The 22197-nt window shown below is 58.6% G+C and carries 20 protein-coding genes and 2 tRNA genes; 17 read left to right on the top strand and 5 right to left on the bottom strand.

Features of this window, described 5'->3' with window-relative positions; translation table 11 throughout:
• Positions 1–42: 42 nt before the first annotated feature.
• The 4 genes from CXU21_RS09205 to CXU21_RS09190 all read left to right on the top strand — a co-directional run bounded on the left by CXU21_RS09205 (position 43) and on the right by CXU21_RS09190 (position 6741).
• A complete protein-coding gene (locus tag CXU21_RS09205) occupies positions 43–1332 on the top strand; it encodes a TolC family protein (RefSeq protein WP_102725806.1) in 1290 nt (429 codons plus the stop codon).
• A gap of 23 nt (positions 1333–1355) precedes the next feature.
• Positions 1356–2774: an efflux RND transporter periplasmic adaptor subunit gene (locus CXU21_RS09200; protein ID WP_102725805.1), complete on the top strand. Its 1419-nt coding sequence runs from the start codon at positions 1356–1358 to the stop codon at positions 2772–2774.
• 48 nt (positions 2775–2822) lie between these two features.
• Positions 2823–5981, top strand: coding sequence for an efflux RND transporter permease subunit (locus CXU21_RS09195; RefSeq protein ID WP_102725804.1), 3159 nt, complete (start codon positions 2823–2825; stop codon positions 5979–5981).
• A 133-nt stretch (positions 5982–6114) separates the two neighbouring features.
• Positions 6115–6741 (top strand): TetR/AcrR family transcriptional regulator, encoded by a 627-nt coding sequence (locus CXU21_RS09190; RefSeq protein WP_102715199.1) that lies wholly within the window; start codon positions 6115–6117, stop codon positions 6739–6741.
• 90 nt (positions 6742–6831) lie between these two features.
• Here CXU21_RS09190 and CXU21_RS09185 read toward each other — a convergent pair whose 3' ends face one another.
• The 5 genes from CXU21_RS09185 to bamA form a co-directional block, all read right to left on the bottom strand.
• On the bottom strand, positions 6832–7104 hold the full coding sequence (locus CXU21_RS09185) for a hypothetical protein (protein ID WP_022396938.1): 273 nt from the start codon (positions 7102–7104) through the stop codon (positions 6832–6834).
• A 254-nt stretch (positions 7105–7358) separates the two neighbouring features.
• On the bottom strand, positions 7359–8096 hold the full coding sequence (locus CXU21_RS09180) for a tetratricopeptide repeat protein (protein WP_102715195.1): 738 nt from the start codon (positions 8094–8096) through the stop codon (positions 7359–7361).
• A 53-nt stretch (positions 8097–8149) separates the two neighbouring features.
• Positions 8150–9085 carry a methylenetetrahydrofolate reductase [NAD(P)H] gene (metF, locus tag CXU21_RS09175; RefSeq protein ID WP_102715193.1) on the bottom strand — a complete coding sequence of 312 codons (936 nt, stop codon included), beginning with the start codon at positions 9083–9085 and terminating at the stop codon, positions 8150–8152.
• Between the two features lie 35 nt (positions 9086–9120).
• On the bottom strand, positions 9121–9870 hold the full coding sequence (locus CXU21_RS09170; RefSeq protein ID WP_102715191.1) for a cell division protein ZapB: 750 nt from the start codon (positions 9868–9870) through the stop codon (positions 9121–9123).
• 20 nt (positions 9871–9890) lie between these two features.
• Positions 9891–12275 carry an outer membrane protein assembly factor BamA gene (gene bamA / locus CXU21_RS09165; protein ID WP_180972501.1) on the bottom strand — a complete coding sequence of 795 codons (2385 nt, stop codon included), beginning with the start codon at positions 12273–12275 and terminating at the stop codon, positions 9891–9893.
• A 300-nt stretch (positions 12276–12575) separates the two neighbouring features.
• Here bamA and tig point away from each other — a divergent pair, with 300 nt between their 5' ends.
• From tig to rplL, 13 genes are all read left to right on the top strand, one after another.
• Complete coding sequence (gene tig / locus CXU21_RS09160; RefSeq protein WP_102725803.1) at positions 12576–13886, top strand: trigger factor; 1311 nt, start codon at positions 12576–12578, stop codon at positions 13884–13886.
• Between the two features lie 125 nt (positions 13887–14011).
• Complete coding sequence (locus CXU21_RS09155; protein ID WP_102715185.1) at positions 14012–14668, top strand: ATP-dependent Clp protease proteolytic subunit; 657 nt, start codon at positions 14012–14014, stop codon at positions 14666–14668.
• A 33-nt stretch (positions 14669–14701) separates the two neighbouring features.
• A complete protein-coding gene (gene clpX, locus CXU21_RS09150; protein WP_102725802.1) occupies positions 14702–16072 on the top strand; it encodes an ATP-dependent Clp protease ATP-binding subunit ClpX in 1371 nt (456 codons plus the stop codon).
• Positions 16073–16088: 16 nt separating this feature from the next.
• Entirely contained in the window at positions 16089–17171 is a 1083-nt protein-coding gene (tsaD, locus tag CXU21_RS09145; protein WP_102715181.1) for a tRNA (adenosine(37)-N6)-threonylcarbamoyltransferase complex transferase subunit TsaD, read from the top strand.
• Between the two features lie 205 nt (positions 17172–17376).
• Positions 17377–17451 (top strand) — tRNA-Thr (locus CXU21_RS09140).
• Positions 17452–17495: 44 nt separating this feature from the next.
• Complete coding sequence (gene tuf, locus CXU21_RS09135; protein ID WP_102715179.1) at positions 17496–18680, top strand: elongation factor Tu; 1185 nt, start codon at positions 17496–17498, stop codon at positions 18678–18680.
• A gap of 95 nt (positions 18681–18775) precedes the next feature.
• Positions 18776–18851, top strand: a tRNA-Trp gene (locus tag CXU21_RS09130).
• Between the two features lie 33 nt (positions 18852–18884).
• Positions 18885–19112, top strand: a complete 228-nt coding sequence (locus CXU21_RS09125; protein WP_012420088.1) for a preprotein translocase subunit SecE — start codon at positions 18885–18887, stop codon at positions 19110–19112.
• A 27-nt stretch (positions 19113–19139) separates the two neighbouring features.
• The gene (gene nusG, locus CXU21_RS09120; protein ID WP_012420087.1) at positions 19140–19709 is read left to right on the top strand and encodes a transcription termination/antitermination protein NusG; all 570 of its coding nucleotides are present in this window, start codon (positions 19140–19142) and stop codon (positions 19707–19709) included.
• 63 nt (positions 19710–19772) lie between these two features.
• Complete coding sequence (rplK, locus tag CXU21_RS09115; protein WP_102715177.1) at positions 19773–20201, top strand: 50S ribosomal protein L11; 429 nt, start codon at positions 19773–19775, stop codon at positions 20199–20201.
• 50 nt (positions 20202–20251) lie between these two features.
• A complete protein-coding gene (rplA, locus tag CXU21_RS09110; protein ID WP_102715175.1) occupies positions 20252–20953 on the top strand; it encodes a 50S ribosomal protein L1 in 702 nt (233 codons plus the stop codon).
• A gap of 21 nt (positions 20954–20974) precedes the next feature.
• On the top strand, positions 20975–21478 hold the full coding sequence (gene rplJ, locus CXU21_RS09105; protein ID WP_102715173.1) for a 50S ribosomal protein L10: 504 nt from the start codon (positions 20975–20977) through the stop codon (positions 21476–21478).
• 158 nt (positions 21479–21636) lie between these two features.
• Positions 21637–22008, top strand: a complete 372-nt coding sequence (gene rplL / locus CXU21_RS09100) for a 50S ribosomal protein L7/L12 (protein ID WP_022396951.1) — start codon at positions 21637–21639, stop codon at positions 22006–22008.
• The last annotated feature ends 189 nt before the right edge of the window (positions 22009–22197 follow it).

Here is a 22197-nt window from a genome sequence, read left to right as displayed (position 1 = left end):
CAAACCTGATTGAGACGAACTATCTCCATTTTCTTTTTCATCATGAAATCCATACCATTTTTCGCTGGGCTCGGCCTGACCGCCTTCCTCAGCTCATGCAGCGTCTACCATAGCGCCCCCATTGACCTGAACGCGGAGGAAGCCTCCTGGAAAGAGGCGTCCCGCGTGGACTCACACACCTCCGTCACCCGGAACCAGGCACGCCAGATCGGCCTGGTCATGAATCCGGACCTGAACAAGGCACGCCTGAAGCTGGCGTCCAGCAATGAAGCCGCCAAACAATCGGGCTGGTGGAATGATCCGTCCTTTTCCTGGGATATCGAACAAGTCCTCCAGGAGAACACGCTCAACATGTCCGGCAGCCTGGGCTTCACCATTCCCGTGACCGGTCTCCCCGCCCTGGAAAAGAAGGTGGCGGAACAATACAAGGAGGCGGACTTCTGGACCCTCCGCCAGGCGGAACTGGATTTTCTCAGTTCCCTGGACCAGGCCTGGAGCAAACTCGCCGTCACCCGGCGCCGACAGGCGGTCATCCGGGAACGCCTGGCGGCGGTCAGGAATGAAAACAGTACGATTGAAAAGCTCATCGGAGCAGGGGAAGTGGAATTTTCCTCCCGCCAGGTGGCTTCCCAGCGTATGAATGACGCCATCCGGGAACTCCAGACTGTGACGGAAACAGAGCTGGAACAGAAGATGGAACTGGTCAGGCTGATGGGGCTGCACCCCTCTGCGGCCCGGAAGCTCGGCTTCCGCACGGAACAGGGTTTCCAGCTTCCCCCCGCTGTTCCGGCACCGGGGCCCTCCGCCCTGACGGCAGCCCCCAAAATCAAGGCCCAGCTGGCAACCTACGCCACCACAGAAACGTTATTCAAGACGGAAATCCGCCGCCAGTATCCGGAACTGGAACTGGGGCCTTCCTTTACCCGTGACGACGGTGAAAAGGAAGTAGGCGGGGAAATAGGGTTCAATATCCCCCTCTGGAACCGCAACCGCAAGGCCGTTGCGGAATCCCGCGGAGCACGGGATATGTCCAGACAGGAAACCATCCAGCTCTGGAAGACGGAATTATTCAACGCGCGCCAGCTTGACGCCAGCCAGCAGATGGTGCTGCGCCACTGCCGGACGGAGCTTCAGCGCATGGAGTCCTTCGCCTCTTCCGTCCGTACCATGGAAAAACTGCACGGCATTGGGGAAGCTTCCCTGCTGGAACTGGCTGAAAACCGCCACCAGCTTTATGAAAGCCGCCTGGCCTTCCTGGACAACCTGGACAAGCTGCTGGCCATTCAAGCCCAGCTCCGCTACCTCACCCACGCCAACCTTCAATCCAAATAAACTTGCCACCATTGTTAACGAATATGAAACGTCTTTATTTTTCCATTATCCTGGGCTTCGCTCCCGTTTTTGGCCTCACCCCCGCACGCGGAGAACAACAGGCCCCCGCAGAACACAAGCACGAGGACGGCACTGCGTGCACGGCGGACCACGACCATGACGGCCACCAGCACAAGGAAGGGGAAACCTGCACCGAAGAACACGCCCATGAGGAACACAAGCACGCGGACGGCTCCGTCTGCACAGGCGACCACGAGCCTGAGGGCCACCAGCATGCAGAGGGGGAAGCCTGCACGGGCGACCACGAACATGAAGAGGCCGCGGAGAAAGGTTCCGGCCAGCCCGGGGATATGATTCCCGTGCATGTGGATGAAAAAGCGCGCCATTCCCTGGACATGCGCTTTGAGAAGGTGACGGAAGCCTCCCACGGCGCGGAAAAGACCCTTCACGGGCAGATGGTCATCCCTCCCCATGCGGTGACTACATACGCCCTTCCCGCCGCCGGGCGCGTCACCTTCAACGTCAAGTCCGCCCAGCAGGTACGGAAGGGGGAATTGCTGTACACGCTGGCCTCTCCGGATATTGTGGAGATGGAGGGAAACGCCTCCCAGGCGCAGGCCGCTCTAGACCGCGCCGCGGCGGAACTCAATACCCTCAAGGAACGCCGGGCCCAACTGGAAAAAATAGGCACCCGTAACAGTGAATTGAACACCTCCATCCAGTTCAAGGAAGCGGAAATCCACAGCCTCCGGGCCGCTCTGGACGCCAGCAATAATAAACTGAAGCTGGTGACGGATTCCGGAGCGTTGAAAAACAACCTCCTTTACGTGTACGCCGCGGCAGACGGCTCCGTCCAGTCCGTGAACATGACCCAGGGTTCCTGGGGGGAACAGGGCGCGCCCGCCCTCGTCATGACCAACAAGGGAGAACTGGAATTCGCCACCACCATTTACGGGGCTGACCCCGTCCATTACGCGAAGGCCCAGCTGGCCCTGACCAGTGGAAAAAATACGGAAGTGCTGGACGGCGCCCTGCGGGTGGCGGACCAGGTAGACCCCGCCACGCAGTCCCGTGCCCTGTACTTCGTTCCGGACCGCATGCCGGAAGGGACGCATGCCGGACAGCTTGCCCGGCTGGACCTGTATTCCCATGACGCCGCCACGGACGGATTTATTCCCGTTCCCAACAGCGCCGTCGTCAAGGTGGGGGTGAACGACGTGGTCTTCATCAAGGCGGCGGACGACACCTTCGTCATGAAGAAGGTGGAAACGCTGCCCGCCCGGCAGGGAAAGACGCCTGTCAAGGGGCTGACGCCGGGACAGACCATCGTGACCAAGGGGGGATATGAATTGAAATACATCCTGCCCACGGGAGACGCCGGCAGCAAAAAGGCGGCCGGGCACTTCCACGCGGACGGCCAGTTCCACGAAGGGGAACATTGATTTTCAGCTCAACGTGATTAGAGAACGGTTAATAGAAACAGGAATTCGATGAACTTTCTAATTTCATTCTGCCTGAATAACAGAATCACCGTGATTCTGCTGACAATTGCGCTGGCGGTTATCAGCATTTTCGTGGTGAAGAGTATTCCCGTGGACGTGTTTCCGGAACTGAAGGTTCCGCGCGTCACCATCCAGACGGAAGCCCCCGGCCTTACCGCGGAGGAAGTGGAGCAGTATATCACCATTCCCATTGAGTCCGCCATGAACGGCACCGCCGGGGTCAAGGGCGTACGCTCCTCCTCCGGGAGCGGCCTCTCCTTCGTATGGGTGGACTTTGACTGGGACAAGGATATTTACCAGGCGCGCCAGATCGTTACGGAACGCCTGGGCGCGGTCCGGGAGTCCCTGCCGGAAGGTACGTCCCCGGAGCTGGCGCCCATCGTCTCCGTAACGGGGGAAATCATGCTGATCGCCCTGACGGGAGACAAGGACACCTCCACGCTGGACATGCGGCAATTGGCGGAATACAAGCTGCGCACGCGCCTGCTGGCCATCCCCGGCGTGGGACAGGTCACGGTGCTGGGCGGCCGCCTGCCGGAATACCAGGTGGTTTACGATCCCAACAAGCTCAAGCTGGCCGGGGTGGACCTTTCCAGCCTGAAAACGGCCATTGAGGAATCCCAGTCTTCCGTTCCCGCCGGGTACCTGGAGGACGTGGCCGGGCAGGAACTCCCCATCCAGCAGGATACCCGCACCGCCAATATTGAACAACTGAACCGCGCCCTGGTTCTGGACCATGCCTCCGGCATTCTCCGGCTTCAGGACGTGGCGGAGGTCAAGATAGACGGCGCGCCGCGACGGGGCGACGCCGGGTTCATGGGGGAAGACGCCGTAGTGCTTTCCGTGCAGAAGGTGCCGGGAGCCAATACGCTGGCCCTGACGCAGGCTGTGGACGCAGCCGTCAAGGAGTTCAGCCAGAGCCAGCTTCCCAAGGGCATGAAACTGCACACCACCGCCTACCGCCAGGCGGATTTCATTGAAATGTCCCTGGACAACGGAACGGAAACCCTGCTCATTGCGGGAGCGGTGGTCATGATCGTCATCTTCCTGACGCTGCTGAACCTGCGCACGGCCATCATCACGCTGATTTCCATGCCCCTGTCCGTCCTGTTCGGGATGATGATGTTCCCCATTTTCGGGCTGGCCATTAACATCATGACCCTGGGCGGCCTGGCCGTAGCCGTGGGGGACGTAGTGGACAACGCCATCATTTTTGTGGAAATAGCGTGGCGGCACCTGAACCGGAACGCCGCCCTGCCGGAAGACAAGCGCAAGAGCAAGTATGAGGTGCTGATGAAGGCCAAGGGGGAAATCGTGGGGTCCATCTCCTTCTCCTCCGTCATCATCCTGCTGGTGTTTACTCCGGTGCTCTTCCTGTCCGGGCTGGAAGGCCAGTTTTTCCGCCCCCTGGGCATCTCCTACATGCTGGCCCTGCTCTCCTCCCTCATCGTGGCCGTGACCATTACCCCGGTTCTCTGCTACATGTGGTTCAAGAAGAGCAAAAACGCCGCCACGCTGGAAAGCGGGGATTCCTTCAGCTCCCGCCTCATCAAGCGCATTTATGCGCCCATCCTTGAGTTCTGCCTGCGCTTCTCCAAGACGGTCTGCGCCATCATGGCGGCCATTACGCTGCTGGCCCTGTGGCTGGGGTCCACCTTCGGAACCAGTTTCCTCCCGCCGTTCAACGAGGACTGCTATACGGTCTTCGTCAGCACCGTGCCCGGCACCTCCCTGGATGAAACGGAGCGCATTTCCCGGAAGGTGATGAAGGACATTGAACAAATTCCGGGCGTCCTCAGCGTCACCCAGCGTACGGGACGCGCGGAAAACGACGAACACGCGGAACCCGTCAGCGCCTCCGAGCTCCTTGTGCGCGTGGACTTGAAGAAGGACCAGAAGAAACTGCGCTCCGCCATCAAGGAACGCATTGACGGCATTCCCGGCACCAGCTCCATGATCGGCTATCCGCTGGCGCACCGCATCAGCTCCGCCCTCTCCGGCTCCAACTCGGAAATCGCCATCAACATCTACGGCACGGAGCTGCCCCAGCTCCGCCTGGCGGCCCAGAAGGCCAAGGAGATTCTGGCAAAGATGCCTGAGGTGGCGGACGCGCGCGCCAACCGGGAAATCATGGTGGACACCATCCGCGTGCAGTACAACCAGGAAGCCCTGGCCTCACACGGCCTGACCATGGCGAATGCCGCGGAACAGGTTTCCACGGCCATGAACGGGCAGAAGCTGGGGGAAGTGATCAAGAACCAGGACCATTGGAACATTGTCCTGCGCATTGACCCCAGGCTGAAGACATCCATGGAAGACATCAAGAACCTGGAACTCATTTCCCCCAATAAAAAGACCGTGCGCCTGGATGACGTGGCGCAGGTGTACCGGGAGGAGGTCTCCAACCTCATCCTGAGGGACAACACCATGCGGAAGGCCATGATTTCCTGCAACCCCTCCCCCAATTCCAACCTGGGGGACCTGGCAAAAGCCTGCCGGGAACAATTGGACCCGGTGATGAACGCCATGGGCTGCACGGTGGACTATGACGGAACCATCAAGGCGCGGGAATCCGCCTCCGAGCGGCTTTACGTGCTGGGAGCCATCGTCATGGTGCTCATTGTGCTGCTGCTTTCCTCCGCGCTGGGGAGCGTCCGCCGCGCCATGCTGACGCTGGTGAACATTCCGCTGTGCCTGGTGGGCGGCATCGTGGCCGTGTTCCTGGCTTCTCCCGGCACGCTGTCCTCCCTGTTCGGAGACACGTACATTCCGCCCATCCTCTCCGTGGCTTCCATCGTGGGCTTCGTGACGGTCATCGGCTTTGCCATCCGCAGCGGCCTGATCCTGCTCAACAGGTACCGCGCCCTGGAGCACAAGGGCCTGAAACCCGCGGAAGCCATCCGGGAAGGTTCCCTGGAACGCGTAGTCCCGATCATCATGACCTCCCTGACGACGGTGCTGGGCCTGCTCCCGCTGATCTGGGCCATTGACAAACCCGGCGGCGAGCTGCTCGGCCCGCTGGCCATCGTCCAGTTCGGCGGCCTGGTTTCAGCCACCATCCTGAATCTGCTCATCATTCCGGCCACGGCCAAACTTTTCTCCCGCTGGATTTCCTCCCGGCGGAAAGAACTGGAAGCAAAATCCTGATTCCTTCGGGATTCCAGCAGCGGAACCGGGGAATGGACGAGGCCCCGGTTCCGCCTTTTACAGTAACAGACGTAACAAGTCCTTGCCTTCCGGACGGATAAGGAGCACACATGGGTGCTTAAGCTTCACTTTCATGCCCAAACGGAAATCCACCAGAGAGCACCTGCTTAACACGGGAGCCATGATCGTCGGAGAATCCGGGCTCCGCGCTCTCACTGTCCGAGGCCTTTCCCTGCGTGCAGGCACCAATACGGGGAGCTTTGTCTATCACTTCGGCAACCGGGAAGCTTTTCTGAACGAACTGTTGGAACGCTGGTATGAACCTCTGTTCACCGGCGTCAGGACCCACGCCAACATTCACCTTCCGGCCTTTGAAAAACTGGAAGCCATCCTGGGAGACGTCATGGAATTCCTGCTGCGCCACGGCCAATTCATTGCCCAGCTGGTGCTGGACGCCCTGGCGGGAGAACGGGCGGCCATCCGCTTCATTTCAGGAATCCATACGCGCCACCCCCTTGTCCTGCTGGAAACCATACGGGAAGCCCAGGAGGAAGGCTCCGTGCTCCAGGGAGACCCCATGAACATCCTCATTTACCTCGTCTGCTGCGGCGGGGCTCCCTTTATCCTTTCCGGACAACTCCAGGTGCACGACCCGAAAGCCGTGCGGCCCGTGCTGGATTTGCTGGGCTCCATCCTCAATGACCCGGAGAGCGCCAGGCAGCGCATGACCTGGGCGCTCCGCGGCATCCGCCAGTCCTGAGAACTCTACGGGACTCCGGAAATACCACGTTGCGCCGCGCTCTTCCCGCAAAGCTGGAGCGCCGCAGGATTTGCGGCCATGGGCTTTCCCTTACCGCCGCCAATGGGGGCGGTGGGGCGGACGGGGCGGCGGAGGCGGAGGATTGTGGTGATGCCAGTCATTGCGATACCTGTCCTTGTCACGGTCATGCTGGACAGCCGCGCCGATGGCGGCCCCGGCGGCCAGCGCGCCCACGCCGATGGCGGCAGCACCGCCAGGCGTCACGGTACTGTTTCCGTAACTGTCCGTCGTGCAGGACGGCATCAGGGAAAGAGACAGCCCGGCCAGGGGAAGGAGCCAGAGGGATTTGATATGCTTGTTCATGGTGTGAAAATATTGGTAATGCCGTCAGCCCGGCTTACATCCAGTAAGCGCGGTGTGCCCGCATGATTTGTTTAAGCATGTCACAGCCCGGAGAGGAATTTACGGAATCATGACGCCTATTGTGCACAGCGGACCCTTTGGAACGCCCTGTTCCGGCGCTCCTGGACACGAAAATCCGCATGCCTGCAAAAGAACAGACATGCGGATTTAGAAAGCGTTCATCTTCCGGAAAGCCCCGGAAAAGTCCGCCCGGATTATTTCTGCTCCGCAGCGGGTTCGATGCGGACGGGGCTCTGAATATCAAACAGGCTCTTGCGCAGAAGGTAGCCTCCGCGCTGAAGGACGAACGCGCTGGACGGGAACTTTTCCGCCAATTCACGGTAAAAGGCTCCAGCGGCGGCATTGTCCTTCTTCGCCCTGGCAATGTCCCCCAGGCACATGGTGGCAAAACCGGAAAAAGTGGGGTCCCCCGCGTCCACCACGGAACGGAACAGGCCTTCCGCTTCATCCCCCTTCCCCCGGTTCATCAGGCGGCATGCCAGAGTAACGGAAGCCTGGGCTTTCCATTCTTCCGTGGGAGCGGAATCAATAAAAGTCTTCATCCGGGCTACGCCCTCGTCTTCCTTGCCGGCGTTCCACAGGGCGACCGCCTGGAGGTAGGTAGCGGTAACGGCGGCGCGGGAATCGTCAAAGTCCGCCACCACCTGCTGAAGTCCCTGTTCATTCAGGGAGATTTCTCCAGTGGCAGGGGATTCCGGCATGGCGGCAACCAGGGCAGCGCCGGCCTTTCTCTCCATGGAATCCTGCATGCCGTTGTAAATGATCCAGCCGGCAGCGCCAAGAACGCACAACAGCACAACCAGGGCAACCTTGCCGTAGTGTTCATCCAAAAATTGTTCATGCTTGGCCGGTCCGACGGAAATTTCCGCAAACGCGCTTCCATCACCCATGGGCATGTTGTCCATAGCCCGTTTAATATCCTTGATATCCATAATATTGTTGAAGAGGTTTCTACCGTGTTGTCCCGGTCAAATCAATCAGCTTTTTACTTATCTTCGCCATGTTCCAGTAGCTGAAGGGAATCCTTCAGGCCCAGGTTCCTGTAGATTTCTCGGGTGGCGCGGCTCTGGTTGAGGGTATAAAAATGAATGCCCGCTACGCCGGAATCCAGCAGCTCCGCGCACTGGCTGGAGGCGTACTGAATACCCACTTCCTGAATGGCGTCCGGATTGGAGCCCGCGCGCTTCAGCGCCTTGAGCAGCCGGGCCGGGAAGCAGGTACCCCCGGAGAGCTCCGCCATGCGGTTCATGCCGGAGAGGCTGGTCACCGGCATGATGCCGGCCAGAATGGGAGCCTTGATGCCGGCCAGGAGGCAGCGTTCCCGGTAGTCCAGAAAAGAGTGGTTGTCAAAAAACAGCTGGGTGCAGATGTAATCCGCGCCGGCATCCACCTTTGCCTTCAGAAAGTCCATTTCACGCAGACGGTTGGGGGTGGCCGGATGGCCCTCCGGGAAACCCGCCACGCCTATGGCGAACCCGTCCGGGTCAGGATGGCGCCCGGATTCATTATATTCACGGATAAAAGTCACCAGATCCGCCGCATGGCGGAAGGCGTCCGCATCACGGTTGTAATCCGCCGCGCCGCGCGGAGGATCTCCACGCAAGGCCAAAACAGCCCTCACCCCTGCCTGGGCGTACTGGTCCAGAATATTCCATACTTCATCCCGGCTGTGCCCCACGCAGGTGAGGTGGGGAACCGTGGGTATGCGGGATTCATGCTGGATGCGCAGCACCACCTCGCGGGTAAGCTCACGGGTAGAACCGCCCGCGCCATACGTTACACTGACAAAGCTGGGGTGGTACGGCTCCAGTTCACGGATGGTCTGGTACAGGGCCGCCGCGGCCTGCTCGTTTTTGGGCGGGAAAAATTCAAAGGACAGGCTGGGGCCTGCGGCCGACTGCAATCTTTCTCTCAGATGCACTTCTTTTTACTTGGCTTGGCTCTATCCGGATCCGCTTACGGCTCCATGGGAATCATTACCGGCTGGGGTGCGGGAGAAGGAGCGGCGGACGGAGCCGCACCGGCATCACCTTCTCCGGACATGTTCTCCTGCCAGCTGGCGGGCGGGACAATCACTTCATCCCCCGGCTTGATGGTTTCCTTGTCATTGTTGTCAAAAAGCGTATTGCGCTTCACATAGGACTGGAACACCTTGCCGTCCGGATCAACCCCATCAATAATCAGGGATACAAAAATGCTTCCGCGCCTCCGGATGCCCAGCTCCTGCCCCACTTTCAACTCCGGCTGCCCGATGGCCTGGAACAGGACCAGATTGGCGTCACGGTAGTATTCCGTCACACGGCCCACCTGCTCCGCATCCTTGATCTCATTGAGCCATTGCAGGCGCGGGTCACCCTTTTCAATGTTTCGGCGTTCCAGCAGGGCACGTTCCTCCTCCGCCATGGCGTGGCGTTTCTTCAAATCTTCATTTTCCTTTTTCATCCGTTCCAGCTCAGCCGTGGCATGAGCCAGTTCCTCGCTCACCACGGGGTCCGCCACCACCACCGGCTGGGCGGCCGTGCTGGGAACCTGGGTAGGCATGGGCAGATAGGCAGTGGGGTTGGCAGGCGCCGCAACAGGCGCGGGAGCCAGCTGCTGCTGTTGCTGGATCACGTCCATTCTTGAGGAGATGTTCACATAGATAATCCCCAGAACGCCCAGCACCACCACCAGGAATGCTAGAATCAGAATGCGGAAGTTGCTCATGTCGTCTAATGATGGAGAGATTAATAGGAGTAGTTGAGATAGAACTGGAATTGTCCGCCGCGGTCAATGGCGTTGTTCTTCTGGATCGGGATGGCATAGTCCACCGCCAGGGGGCCGATGGGGAGATTCAGGCGCAGGCCGATCCCGTAGTCGGAAACGATCTTGGACGCGCTGAAGTCAAAGGAGTCTCCGTTGACGAAGCCGATGTCATAGAACACGGCGACGCGCACTTCTTCAATCACCGGAATGGAATATTCAAACTGGCAGAAGAAGGAGGAGCGGCCGCCCATCGTTTCATCACCGCTCAGAGCCGGATTGTACGGGGCCACGTCACGGAAGCGGAAGCCGCGCATGTTGTACGGGCCGCCCAGGTAGAGGCGTTCAAAAATGGGCACGTCATGGTCGCCGTAGGAATCCACGGTGGCCGCACCGGCATTGATGCTGAAAATGGTGTCTCCGCGCAGGTTCCAGTAATAGGAGCCGTTAATGCCGAAGTTGTAAGTCTTCACATCGCCGCCCAGGCCGGAATAGCCGGCCAGCACTTCAAACTTGCCGCCCTTGCGGGGGAATATCTGCGCGTCACGGGTATCAATGGTGTAGGAAAGTTCCACGTGGCTGCGCAGGTAATCGCCGTCCTGCAGCCAGAAGAAGATGGGAGCATTCCCCTTGGCGTCAATCTGGTACTGTTCCAGGCGGTATTCCAGCTTCACGTAATCCAGCTCGCCGATCGGCTTGCGCAGGGAAACGGCGAAGCCGTAATTCTGCTGGTCGTAATAGTCGGAGAAATACGTGGAATTGCTGTAGAAGATTTCCGTGCCGAAGGCCAGCTTGCGGTGCAGGAACCACGGGTCCACCCAGGAGATGCTGGCGTCCTGCGTTTCAAAACCCACGCGGGTGTTGATGGCGAAGCGCTGGCCGCCCCCTACGAAGGAGGACCAGTCATACATGTCAAAGTTGGACTGGGTGATGCCCGCGAAAAGGTACACGCTTTCAATGGAGGAGAACGCCACGCCGATGTTCAGGGACCCGGTGCGTTTTTCCGCCACTTCAATATTGATGTCACGGTAGCCCGGCCGGGTGGAACCCACCTGGGCCACGTCCACCATGTCAAAATAGTTCAGGTTCTGGAGACGCTTCTGGGCGGTATCCAGGTCCACGGAGTTCATGGGGTCGTTGGACTGGAGGGGAAGTTCCTGGCGGATCACGTAATCCTTCGTGCGGTTGTTCCCGGTCAGGCGAATGTTGCCCACGCGGTAGGGGCTGCCTTCCGTCACATGGTAAACGATGTTGATCTGTCCGTAGCCGGTCTTGGGATCAATGCCCACTTCCTGGATGTCCGGGCGCACGGCGGCGTCCGCATACCCGCGGGAGCCGTAATAACGGCGGATCATCGTCACATCGTCAGCCACCTTCTGGGCGGAATAGGTATCCCCGTTGTACATGCTCAGGCCGGGAATCAGCTCCTGGGCCGTAAACACCTTGGTGGGGCCGAAGGCAACCTGGTTAACCTTGTAGCGGCGCCCTTCGGTAAGGGTGATCTTCATGGTGAGCTTCTGCTCGTTGCCCTTGCCGGCGTCAAAATATTCCACCTTGTCCAGCTTGACGCGCAGATAACCCTTGTTGCGGTAGTAGGTCACCAGTTCCGCCAGATCATCCTCCACTTGTTCACGGTCAATGCGGCCGGATTTGGTAATCCACGTCAGCCAGCCCTTTTCCTTGGTCTTCATCACCTGGCGAAGGTCCTTGGAGCTGATGTGGTCGTTGCCGACAAAATCAATGTTGATGATATTGGCCTTCTTGCCTTCGTTAATATCAAAGACTACGTCCACAAAGCCGGGGCGTTCCGTTTTCTGGTAAAAATAGGAAACGCGCACATCCGGATACCGGGCTTCCTGATAATAGGTGCGCAGCTTGGTAATAGCGCTGCTGAGAGCCTTGTCACTGAGGGCTTCCCCTCCCTTCAAGCCGCATTCCTCGGAAAGGTCCCGGTTGTCAAAGGCTGTGTTGCCGCGGAAGCCCACACCGCCCAGCAGGTTCTGGGCCGCCATTTCAAACACCACGGAAACGCCGTCACCGGAGGGCTCCACGGCCACCGTCGTATTGCCTCCCACCAGGCCGCTTTCCAGCAGGCGTTCCAAATCCTTGTTCACCACTTCCGGGGAATAATTGGTGCCCGGCTGCGTAGCCAGCAGGTTTTTCAGGCGGTCTTCAGACACGGTCTTGCCAGTGCTCCTGTAGCGCACGGAAACGCTCTTCACGGGACGGCCTTCATACGCCTGGTCCCCGGACAGAAGCCCCGTTTCCGGGCCCAATTCCTTCACCACCTGGTCCGGCGTCATTACGGAACCATAGCCGCCTCTGTTAAGGGAAGACTTATCCTGGGCCAAAGCAGCCGAACATGCCATCAGGGGGAAGGAAACACACAAAAAAACGGGTCGAATCATGAGAGCTGAACTTAATGCTTGGGATATAAAGGACTTTTCCTCCTGCATAGTCAAGACGTGATTCCGCGTAGAACGCAGTTGCCCCGCATTTTTACGTTGCGCGCGTACAGGCGCCCGGGAAAGGCAATTGTGTCATTCCTGTGCAATAGCTTGCACTCCATATACCCTCTCATTACATTTACCGCCGCCCGTGTTTTGACCGCTGCCGTCATCCCGGAGCCGAGACAGAACCACTTTCAATTAACACTGACCGTATTATTTATGGAAATCAACGTTGATATTCAACCGGACTGCACAGCCACGCTGAAAGCTTCCATCCCCGCAGAAACCACGGCTGCACGCCGCGCCTCCATTGTGGACTCCTACGCCGGCAAAGCCAAGCTGCCCGGCTTCCGTCCCGGCAAAACGCCCAAGTCCATCATTGAAAAGCGCTTCAAGAAGGAAATTGAGGAAGAATTGCTGGACAACCTTTTTGAAACGGCCTGCTCCACAGCCTTGGAAGAAAACCCCAAATTGAAAGTGCTCAACTTCGGCAAGCCGGAACAGTCCCTGGATGACAAGGGCAACTACACCGCTACCAGCACGATGACCGTGGTTCCCGAGTTCGAGCTGCCGGAGTACAAGGGCATTGAAGTCAAGGTCCCCTCCTCCGAGGTGACGGAAGCGGAAGTAGAGGAAGCCCTGAAGTCCCTGGCCGAACAAATCGCGGAATTCACTCCCGTGGACCGCGCCGCCAAGAAGGACGACGTGGCGATCATTGATTTCAAGACCACGCTGGAAGGCAAGCCCGTGGCGGAAGCCGTCGGCAAGCCCGTAGGATTCCTGGAAGGCCGTGAAGGCCAGTGGATGAAAGTGGAGGACGACCAGTTCCTGCCCGGTTTCGCCTCCGCCCTGGAAGGGCTGAAGGCCGGGGACAGCAAGGACATTACCGTCACCATTCCGGACACCTTCCCGATTGAAGACCTGCGCGGCAAGGAACTTGTATTCCACACCACCATCAAGGAAGTCCGTGAAAAGGAACTCCCGGCCATGGATGACGCCTTTGCGGAAAAAGTGCTTCCCGGCAAGAACCTGGAAGACCTGAAAACCGCCCTGAAGGAAAACCTGGCCCAGCGCAAGACCGCGCAGATTGACGAAGCCAAGGCTGACCAGATCACGGAAAAGCTGGCGGACCTGCTGGACTTCAACCTGCCGGAAGCCGTCGTGGAACGTGAAGTGTACGGCATCCTTCAGCAGAAAATGCAGCAGGCCATGTACAGCGGAAACGCCCCGGCGGACATGGACAAGTTTGTGGAAGAAGCCCGTGAAGAAGCCAGAAAGGAAGCCAAGCGCAACCTCAAGGTATTCTTCATGCTTCAGGAAGTGGCCCAGGTGGAAAAAATCGCCGTCACGGAAATGGAACTTTACAATGAAGTGGCACGCCAGGCGCGCCAGCAGAAAAAGAACCTTAAATCCTACATCCGCGAACTCCAGCGCGAAGGCCGCGTGCATGGCATCAGAATGAGCCTGCTGACAGCCAAGGTACTGGACTTCCTGACAAAAGAAGCCAAAGTAACGGTAGACGAGCAATAACCCTCCTCTGCACAAGACACCTTACCAGGGGGAGTTGGCGCGCATATGCCCGACTCCCCCGTTTTGTATCCGGCAGGCGGGGAAAACACATTGAACAAGACAACATCAACATCTTTAACAACATTATGTTTCAAAACCAATCTTCCAAATCAAACCCTGTGAACGCCTATTACGTTCCCATGGTGGTGGAGCAGGACGGCCGCGGCGAACGCGCCTTTGACATCTACTCCCGCCTCCTGAAGGACCGCGTCATCTTCATCGGCTCCGCCATTGACGACGATGTAGCAAACTCCGTCATCGCCCAGCTTCTGTTCCTCCAGATGGCTGATCCGAAAAAGGACATTCACGTTTACATCAACTCCCCCGGCGGTTCCGTCACCGCGGGCCTGGCGATTTACGACACGATGCAGTTCGTTTCCTGTGACGTGAACACGTACTGCCTGGGCATCGCCGCCTCCATGGGTTCCGTCCTGCTGGCCGCGGGCACGCCCGGCAAGCGGTTCTGCCTGCCGAACTCCCATGTGATGATCCACCAGGTTTCCGGCGGCGCCCAGGGCACCGCTTCCGACGTGGAACGCACCATCGGCTTCATGTTCAACCTCAAGAAGCGCCTCAACGGCATTCTGGCCAAGCACACCGGAAAAACGGAAAAGCAGATTGAAAAGGATGCCGACCGTGACAATTACATGACCGCCGAGGAAGCCGCCGCCTACGGCCTGGTGGACAAGGTGCTGACCCATCATTCCGAAAGCCAGGACGACAAAAAGAAGGGCAAGGCCTAAGCCCCCGGCGTATTTCTCTCTACTAGCAAAACCATGTCCGGTTCCAGCCCCCATATTCCTGCCTGTTCCTGCTGCGGCAAGCCCGGGAACAAGGTGGACAAGCTCATCCAGATTGCGGAAGACTTCTATATCTGTAACAATTGCGTTGAAATTTGTGTCAACATGATTGTGAAGGATACCGGCCTTCCGCTGGCAACCCGCTTCATCCAGGGCATCCTGAACATGGAGCCCTCCGCCTATGCCATGTGCCAGGCGGAGGCCCGCAAGGCCGCCGCCGCGGACATGCTCAAGGATACCGCCGGCGAGACAGCCGCCTACGAAGGCCCGCTGCCCACGCCGGAAGAAATGTGCGCCACGCTCAACCAGTACGTCATCGGCCAGGACTACGCCAAAAAAGTGCTCTCCGTAGCCGTGTACAACCACTACATGCGCCTGCGCCAGAGCGCCGTGATGCTGGAAGACGAATCCCTGGACGACGTGGAGATTGAAAAATCCAACATCCTGCTGGCCGGCCCCACCGGCTCCGGAAAAACCCTGCTGGCGAAAACGCTGGCAAAAATGCTCAACGTCCCCTTCTGCATTGTGGACGCCACCACGCTGACGGAAGCCGGCTACGTGGGGGAAGACGTGGAAAACATCATCCTGCGCCTTCTCCAGGCCGCCAACTTTGACGTGGCCAAGGCGGAACAGGGCATCATCTATGTGGATGAAATCGACAAGATAGGCCGCAAGACCCAGAACGTCTCCGTCACGCGGGACGTCTCCGGGGAAGGCGTGCAGCAGGCCCTGCTGAAAATCATTGAAGGCACCATCTGCAATGTCCCGCCCACCGGAGGCCGCAAGCACCCGCAGCAGGAATACATCCGCGTTAACACGGAGAAAATCCTCTTCATCGTGGGGGGAGCCTTCGTCGGACTGGAGGAAATCATCCGCAAGCGTCTCGGTTCCACCCAGATGGGCTTCGGCGCCATCACGGAACAGCGTGACCGCAAGGAATACTCGGAAGAGGAAATCCTGGCCCAGGCCATGCCGGAAGACCTCTTCTCCTTCGGCATGATTCCGGAACTCGTAGGACGCCTGCCTATCTTCTGCCCGCTTGCCAAGCTGGATGAAGACCAGCTCGTGCGCCTGCTTACGGAACCGAAAAACGCGCTGGTCAAGCAATACTCCAAGCTGCTCGCCATGTACGGCGCCAGGCTGGACGTGCAGCCGGACGCTCTGAAGGCCATGGCCGCGGAAGCCATGGAACGCGGCACCGGCGCCCGCGCCCTGCGCTCCATCTTTGAAACCCTCATGCTGGACGTCATGTACAAGGTGCCCAGCATGGATGATGCGGACTCCGTCACCATCACCAGGGAAACGGTTACTGACAAGAAACCGGCGCAAATCCGCCAGGCCTCCTAACCCCACCTGCTCCGCCATGCCGGAATCCCTCACCGTTCTGGGAATAGAATCCTCCTGTGACGAAACGGCAGTAGCCATCCTGCGTTCCGCCGGAGAGGAGGAAGCTCCGGAAATACTCTCCTCCATCATCTCCTCCCAGATTGCCATTCACCGCCGCCACGGCGGCGTGGTGCCGGAACTGGCTTCCCGCAACCACTCGGCGGACCTTCCCGGCGTCATCCGGGCCGCATGCCGTGAGGCCGGCGTCAACCCGGCGGACATTGACGTCTTCGGCGCTACGGGAGGCCCGGGCCTGGTAGCCGCCCTGCTGGTGGGCAACAGTACGGCCAAGGCGCTGGCGCTGGCGACGGGCAGACCCTTCGTCTCCGTCAACCATCTGGAAGGCCACCTGCTCTCCCCCTTCGTCAAACGTCCAGGAGGCCCCGTTCCCCATCTGGGCATGGTCGTCTCCGGCGGCCACACCCTCTTTGTGGATGTTCGCGGCGTGGGGGACTACCGCCTGCTGGGCCGTTCCCTGGACGACGCCGCGGGGGAAGCCTTTGACAAGGTGGGAAAAATGCTCGGCCTTCCGTACCCCGGAGGCCCGGAAATAGACCGCATGGCTGCGGGAGGAGACCCGGAAGCCTTCTCCTTCCCACGTGCCCTGATGAAGGAGCACACGGCCAACGTCTCCTTCTCCGGCTTGAAAACCGCCGTTCTCTACACGCTGCCCAAGCTGACGGAAAGCGGCGATCCGCATGACCTGCCGGAACAGACCCTGCGGGATATCTGCGCCTCCTTCCAGCGCGCCGTAACGGACGTTCTGATTCACAAGGCCCTGCATGCCCTGCGCGTCTCCGGCCACCGCACCCTTTCCGTTTCCGGCGGCGTCTCCTGCAACGGGGAGCTGCGTTCCCGGCTGAAAGCCGCTTGTGCCCGTGAAAAGGTGGAACTGGTGCTGCCGGACTTCGACCTGACGACGGACAATGCCGCCATGATCGCCTATGTCACCTGCCTCAAAGCCCGCAGGGGATTGTTCCACTCTCTGGATGAAGACGTTGACCCCAATCTCAAATTGACGGAAGATCTAAACAGATCTAAATATTCAACGCATTCCTGATAAATATATTATACATGAACACCCCGTATTTGCGGCATAAAGATAAAAAAATGTTCATGTTTTCATTGACATCCGGTATTAAAAAACGTAACCTAGCGTCCGCTTTTCGTCAGGCAACACGGGAGGATGCTATCTATCCGCTAGAACCGCAGGTTTGGGCGGATTTACAACTCTCTAAGAGCAGCGAAAGGCGGAAGAAGTCTATGCTTCTGTAGCTCAGGGGTAGAGCGCATCCTTGGTAAGGATGAGGTCGCGGGTTCAATTCCCGCCAGAAGCTCCATCTTCAAGCTAGACCCATAGCAGCCCAAACCTAAACAAAACATTATGGCTAAAGAGCAATTCCAGCGCAACAAGCCCCACGTGAACGTGGGCACCATCGGTCACGTTGACCACGGCAAAACCTCCCTTACCGCCGCCATTACTTCAGTGCTCGCTAAGAAGGGTTTCGCCGAAGCACGCGGCTATGACCAGATCGACGCCGCCCCCGAAGAACGCGAACGCGGCATTACCATCTCCACGGCCCACGTTGAATACGAAACGGAAAACCGTCACTATGCCCACGTTGACTGCCCCGGACACGCCGACTATGTGAAGAACATGATCACCGGCGCTGCTCAGATGGACGGTGCCATCCTCGTGGTCGCCGCCTCCGACGGCCCGATGCCGCAGACCCGCGAACACATCCTCCTTGCCCGCCAGGTGGGCGTCCCCGCCATCGTCGTTTACATGAACAAGTGCGACCTGGTTGACGATCCCGACCTCATCGAACTCGTGGAAATGGAAATCCGCGAACTCCTCAACGAATACGAATTCCCGGGCGATGAAACCCCCATCATCAAGGGTTCCGCCGTTAAGGCTCTGGAAGGCGACACCGCCGCTGAAGACTCCATCATGGAACTCATGGCCGCTGTTGACTCCTACATTCCGCAGCCTGAACGCCCCGTTGACCAGCCCTTCCTCATGCCTGTGGAAGACGTGTTCTCCATCTCCGGCCGCGGCACCGTGGCTACCGGACGTATCGAACGCGGTATCGTCAAGAAGATGGAAGAAGTTGAAATCATCGGCATCAAGGACACCCAGAAGACCGCCGTTACGGACATTGAAATGTTCCGCAAGCTGCTTGACGAAGGTCAGGCCGGTGACAACGTTGGTCTGCTTCTCCGCGGCCTGAAGAAGGAAGACATCGAACGCGGCCAGGTAATCATCAAGCCCGGCACCGTGAAGCCCCACAAGAACTTCAGGGCTGAAGTTTACGTCCTGACCAAGGAAGAAGGCGGCCGTCACACCCCGTTCTTCAACAACTACCGCCCGCAGTTCTACTTCCGCACGACGGACGTGACCGGTTGCTGCACCCTTCCCGAAGGCGTGGAAATGGTGATGCCTGGTGACAACGTCAACCTGGAAGTCCAGCTCATCACTCCGATCGCCATGGAAAAAGCCATGCGATTCGCTATCCGCGAAGGCGGCCGCACCGTTGGTGCCGGTCGTGTGAGCGAAATCCTTGACTAAGTTCCCTTGGGAACTTGTAGAGGAATCTACATCAGGTTTAATGAGGGGGTCTCCCCGGAGGCCCCCTCATTTCCCACGAAAGAAGAGACTTCAACAGGTCAGTAGTTCAATTGGTAGAGCGTTGGTCTCCAAAACCAAATGTTGGGGGTTCGAGTCCCTCCTGACCTGCCACTTCTTTCCAAATACATCACCCCACCTTGAAGCATGTTTCGCAAGATTTCTCAATTCATCGCCGAAGTTAAGGGCGAACTTAAGAAGACCACCTGGCCCTGGGAAAGCGACCCCAAGGTGAAAGGTTTCAAAAAATTCCGCGAACTCTGGGGTTCCACTCTCGTCGTACTGATTGCCATGGTCTTCCTTGGCGCGTTTGTTGCATCGTTCGACATCTTTCTTCACAGCGTGGTCAACTACCTCATCCAGTTGGCTATCTAGTTTTACTCCTACTTTCTTTCTCCGATCATGCCCAGTACCCCAGAGCCTCACGAACAATGGTATGTTCTTCACGTCCTCTCCGGACAGGAAAACAGCGTTCGTGACCGCATCATCCGCAAGGCAAAGGACGCCGAACTTTCCGACTTCATCTACCGCGTTGAAGTCCCCACGGAGCTCATTTCCGAAGTGCGCAACGGCAAAAAGACGGAACGCCACAGCAAACTTTTCCCCGGCTACGTCTATGCCAACATGTACCTGCTGGAAGCGGACGGCACCCTGAACAAAGACCTCTGGTACTTCATTCAGCAGATTGACGGCGTCATCAGCATCGCCGGTTCACGCAATGCACCCCTTCCCATGCGCAAGCGCGAGGTGGAAGACCTTCTGCCCCTGCTGGACGCGGAAGCCGTAGCCGCCCGCCCCAAGGTGGAATTTGCCGTCGGCGATCCCGTACGTGTTTGCGAAGGCCCGTTCCAAAGCCAGGAAGGCACCATCGAAGAAATCGACCCCGAAAAAGGCAAGCTGCGCGTCAGCGTCTCCATCTTTGGCCGCGCTACCCCGGTGGACCTGGAATACTGGCAGGTTGAAAAAGCCTGAACCGCCCCATCCGGAAAGCCGCAGGCTTCTCCCGTTCATTTTCTCCGCTAACAAAGCAAAACCATGGCAAAAGAAATAACCAAAATCATTAAGCTCCAGATTAATGCCGGAGCTGCTAACCCCTCCCCGCCCGTGGGTCCGGCACTTGGTCAGGCCGGTGTAAACATCATGGCATTCTGCAAGGAGTTCAACGCCGCCACGCAAAAGCAGGCTGGCGACCTCCTGCCGACCGTCATCACGGTTTACAAGGACAAGTCATTCTCTTTCATCACCAAGCAGCCCCCGGGCAGCGTGCTTCTCAAGAAGGCCGCCGGCATTCCTTCCGGCTCCGGCGAACCGAACAAAAAGAAGGTCGCCACTCTTTCCAAGGCCAAGCTGATGGAAGTCGTCAACACCAAACTCCCGGACCTCAACACGAAGGACCCCGAACGCGCCGCCCGCATCCTTGCCGGCCAGGCCCGCCAGATGGGCATCGAAGTTGAAGGTATGTAACACTCACCGCAGGAGGATTAACCAATCCGAACGCACTGCCAAATACACACATGTCTACCAAACGCAGCAAGCGATATCAAGAAGCAGCCAAGCTTGTTACCCCTAACAAGAACTACAGCATCACGGAAGCCGTGGAAACCATGAAGTCTTTCCCGGCCCCGAAATTTGACCCGACTGTCACCGTTTCCTTCCACCTGACCGTGGACCCCCGCAAATCCGACCAGATGGTCCGCGGCAGCGTCTCCCTGCCCAACGGCACGGGTAAGAACGTCCGCGTCCTCGTCTTCGCCCAGGGTGATGCCGCCAAGGCCGCCCAGGAAGCCGGAGCCGAATTCGTGGGCTTTGAAGACCTGATCAAGAAGGTCCAGGACGGTTTCGTTGACTTTGACACGGCCATTGCCACCCCCGACGCCATGACGGAGGTCCGCAAGGTTGCCCGTGTGCTGGGTCCGCGCGGCCTGATGCCCAACCCGAAAACCGGCACCGTTACGGATGACACGGCCAAGGCCGTGAAGGAAGTGAAGGCCGGCCGTGTTGACTACAAGGTTGACAAGAACGCCAACATCTCCGCCGCTGTAGGCAAGCTCTCCTTCTCCAACGAAGGCATCACTGAAAACATCGCTGCTCTGATTGATTCCGTCGTCAAGGCCCGCCCGGCTTCCGCCAAGGGCGCCTACATTGAATCCGTCACCGTTTCATGCGCCATGTGCCCCGGTCTGCCGGTTGACACCGCTTCCATCGCCAAACTGTAACCCGAACCGATTTAGCACACCATGAATCCTGACAAGCGTATCATCATTGACGACCTGACCGCCCGCGTCAACGCCTCCCCGTTCCTGATCGTCGTGGACTACACCTCGATCACCGTGCCTGAGTTCACCAACCTGCGTTCCGCCCTGGCCGCCTGCGGCGCCCAGTGCCACGTAGCCAAGAACAACTTCATGCGTACGGCCCTGACGGACGCCGGCCTTCCCGACATCGGTGAACACCTCGTCGGCCAGACCGCTTTCGTGACCGGCGCGTCCGACGTGGCTGCCGCCGCCAAGGCTATCAACACCTTTGCCAAGGCCTCCAAGAAGGCTGAATACAAGGTGGCGATCCTGGACGGTGACGTCCTCTCCGCGGACCAGATCCGCGCCATCGGTGAACTGCCCCCCCGCGATCAGCTGCTGGCCAAGCTCCTTGGCACCATCAATGCAGCCGGTTCCGCTCTTGCCCGAGTTATTCAGGCATATGTGGACAAAGAAAACGGCGGCAGCGAAGAACCCGCCGCCTAATACTAACCCCTTGACCGGACGGCCCGGTTGCACTCTAGCCAAATGTGTGAAAACCGGGCCTGACTCTCCTACAGGTTCCTTGTCGGAACTCCAGCCGGAGAACTGAAATGCCAAGTTGGCTCTTGGCGCGACTCGAAACCAAACTAGAAAACAATACAATGGCTGATATTAACAAAATCGCTGAAGAACTCGGTACCCTCACCATCCTGGAAGCTGCCGACCTCGTCAAGCTCCTGGAAGAAAAGTGGGGCGTTTCCGCCGCTGCTCCCGTAGCTGCCGCTGCCGCTGCCGCTCCTGCCGAAGCTGAAGAAGAAAAGACCGAATTCAACGTCGTTCTGACGGAAGCCGGCGCCAACAAGATCGCCGTGATTAAGGCCGTCCGCGAAGTGAAGACCGGTCTCGGCCTGGTGGACGCCAAGAAACTGGTTGAAGGCACCCCCGCCGTCATCCTGGAAGCCGTCTCCAAGGACGAAGCTAACGCCGCCAAGGCCAAGCTCGAAGAAGCTGGCGCCAAGGTTGACGTCAAGTAAGCTTTTTACTTCCCGCGCAACAGGAGAAGACCCGTTTTTCTCCTGTTGCGCTTCCTCGTCTTCACATCCCGCGTGACCGACTAGAGGCTTTTTACCCGTCAAAACGCTTCCAGTCGGTTCCGTCTCCCAAGGAAGGAACCAATCAGCCCAGCATCCGGGTTTTTCAGGATGCAAACCCATAACATCTCC

This window comes from Akkermansia muciniphila, assembly GCF_002884975.1.
Taxonomy (GTDB): Bacteria; Verrucomicrobiota; Verrucomicrobiia; order Verrucomicrobiales; family Akkermansiaceae; genus Akkermansia; species Akkermansia muciniphila_C.
This window is presented reverse-complemented; position numbering and strand designations above follow the sequence as displayed.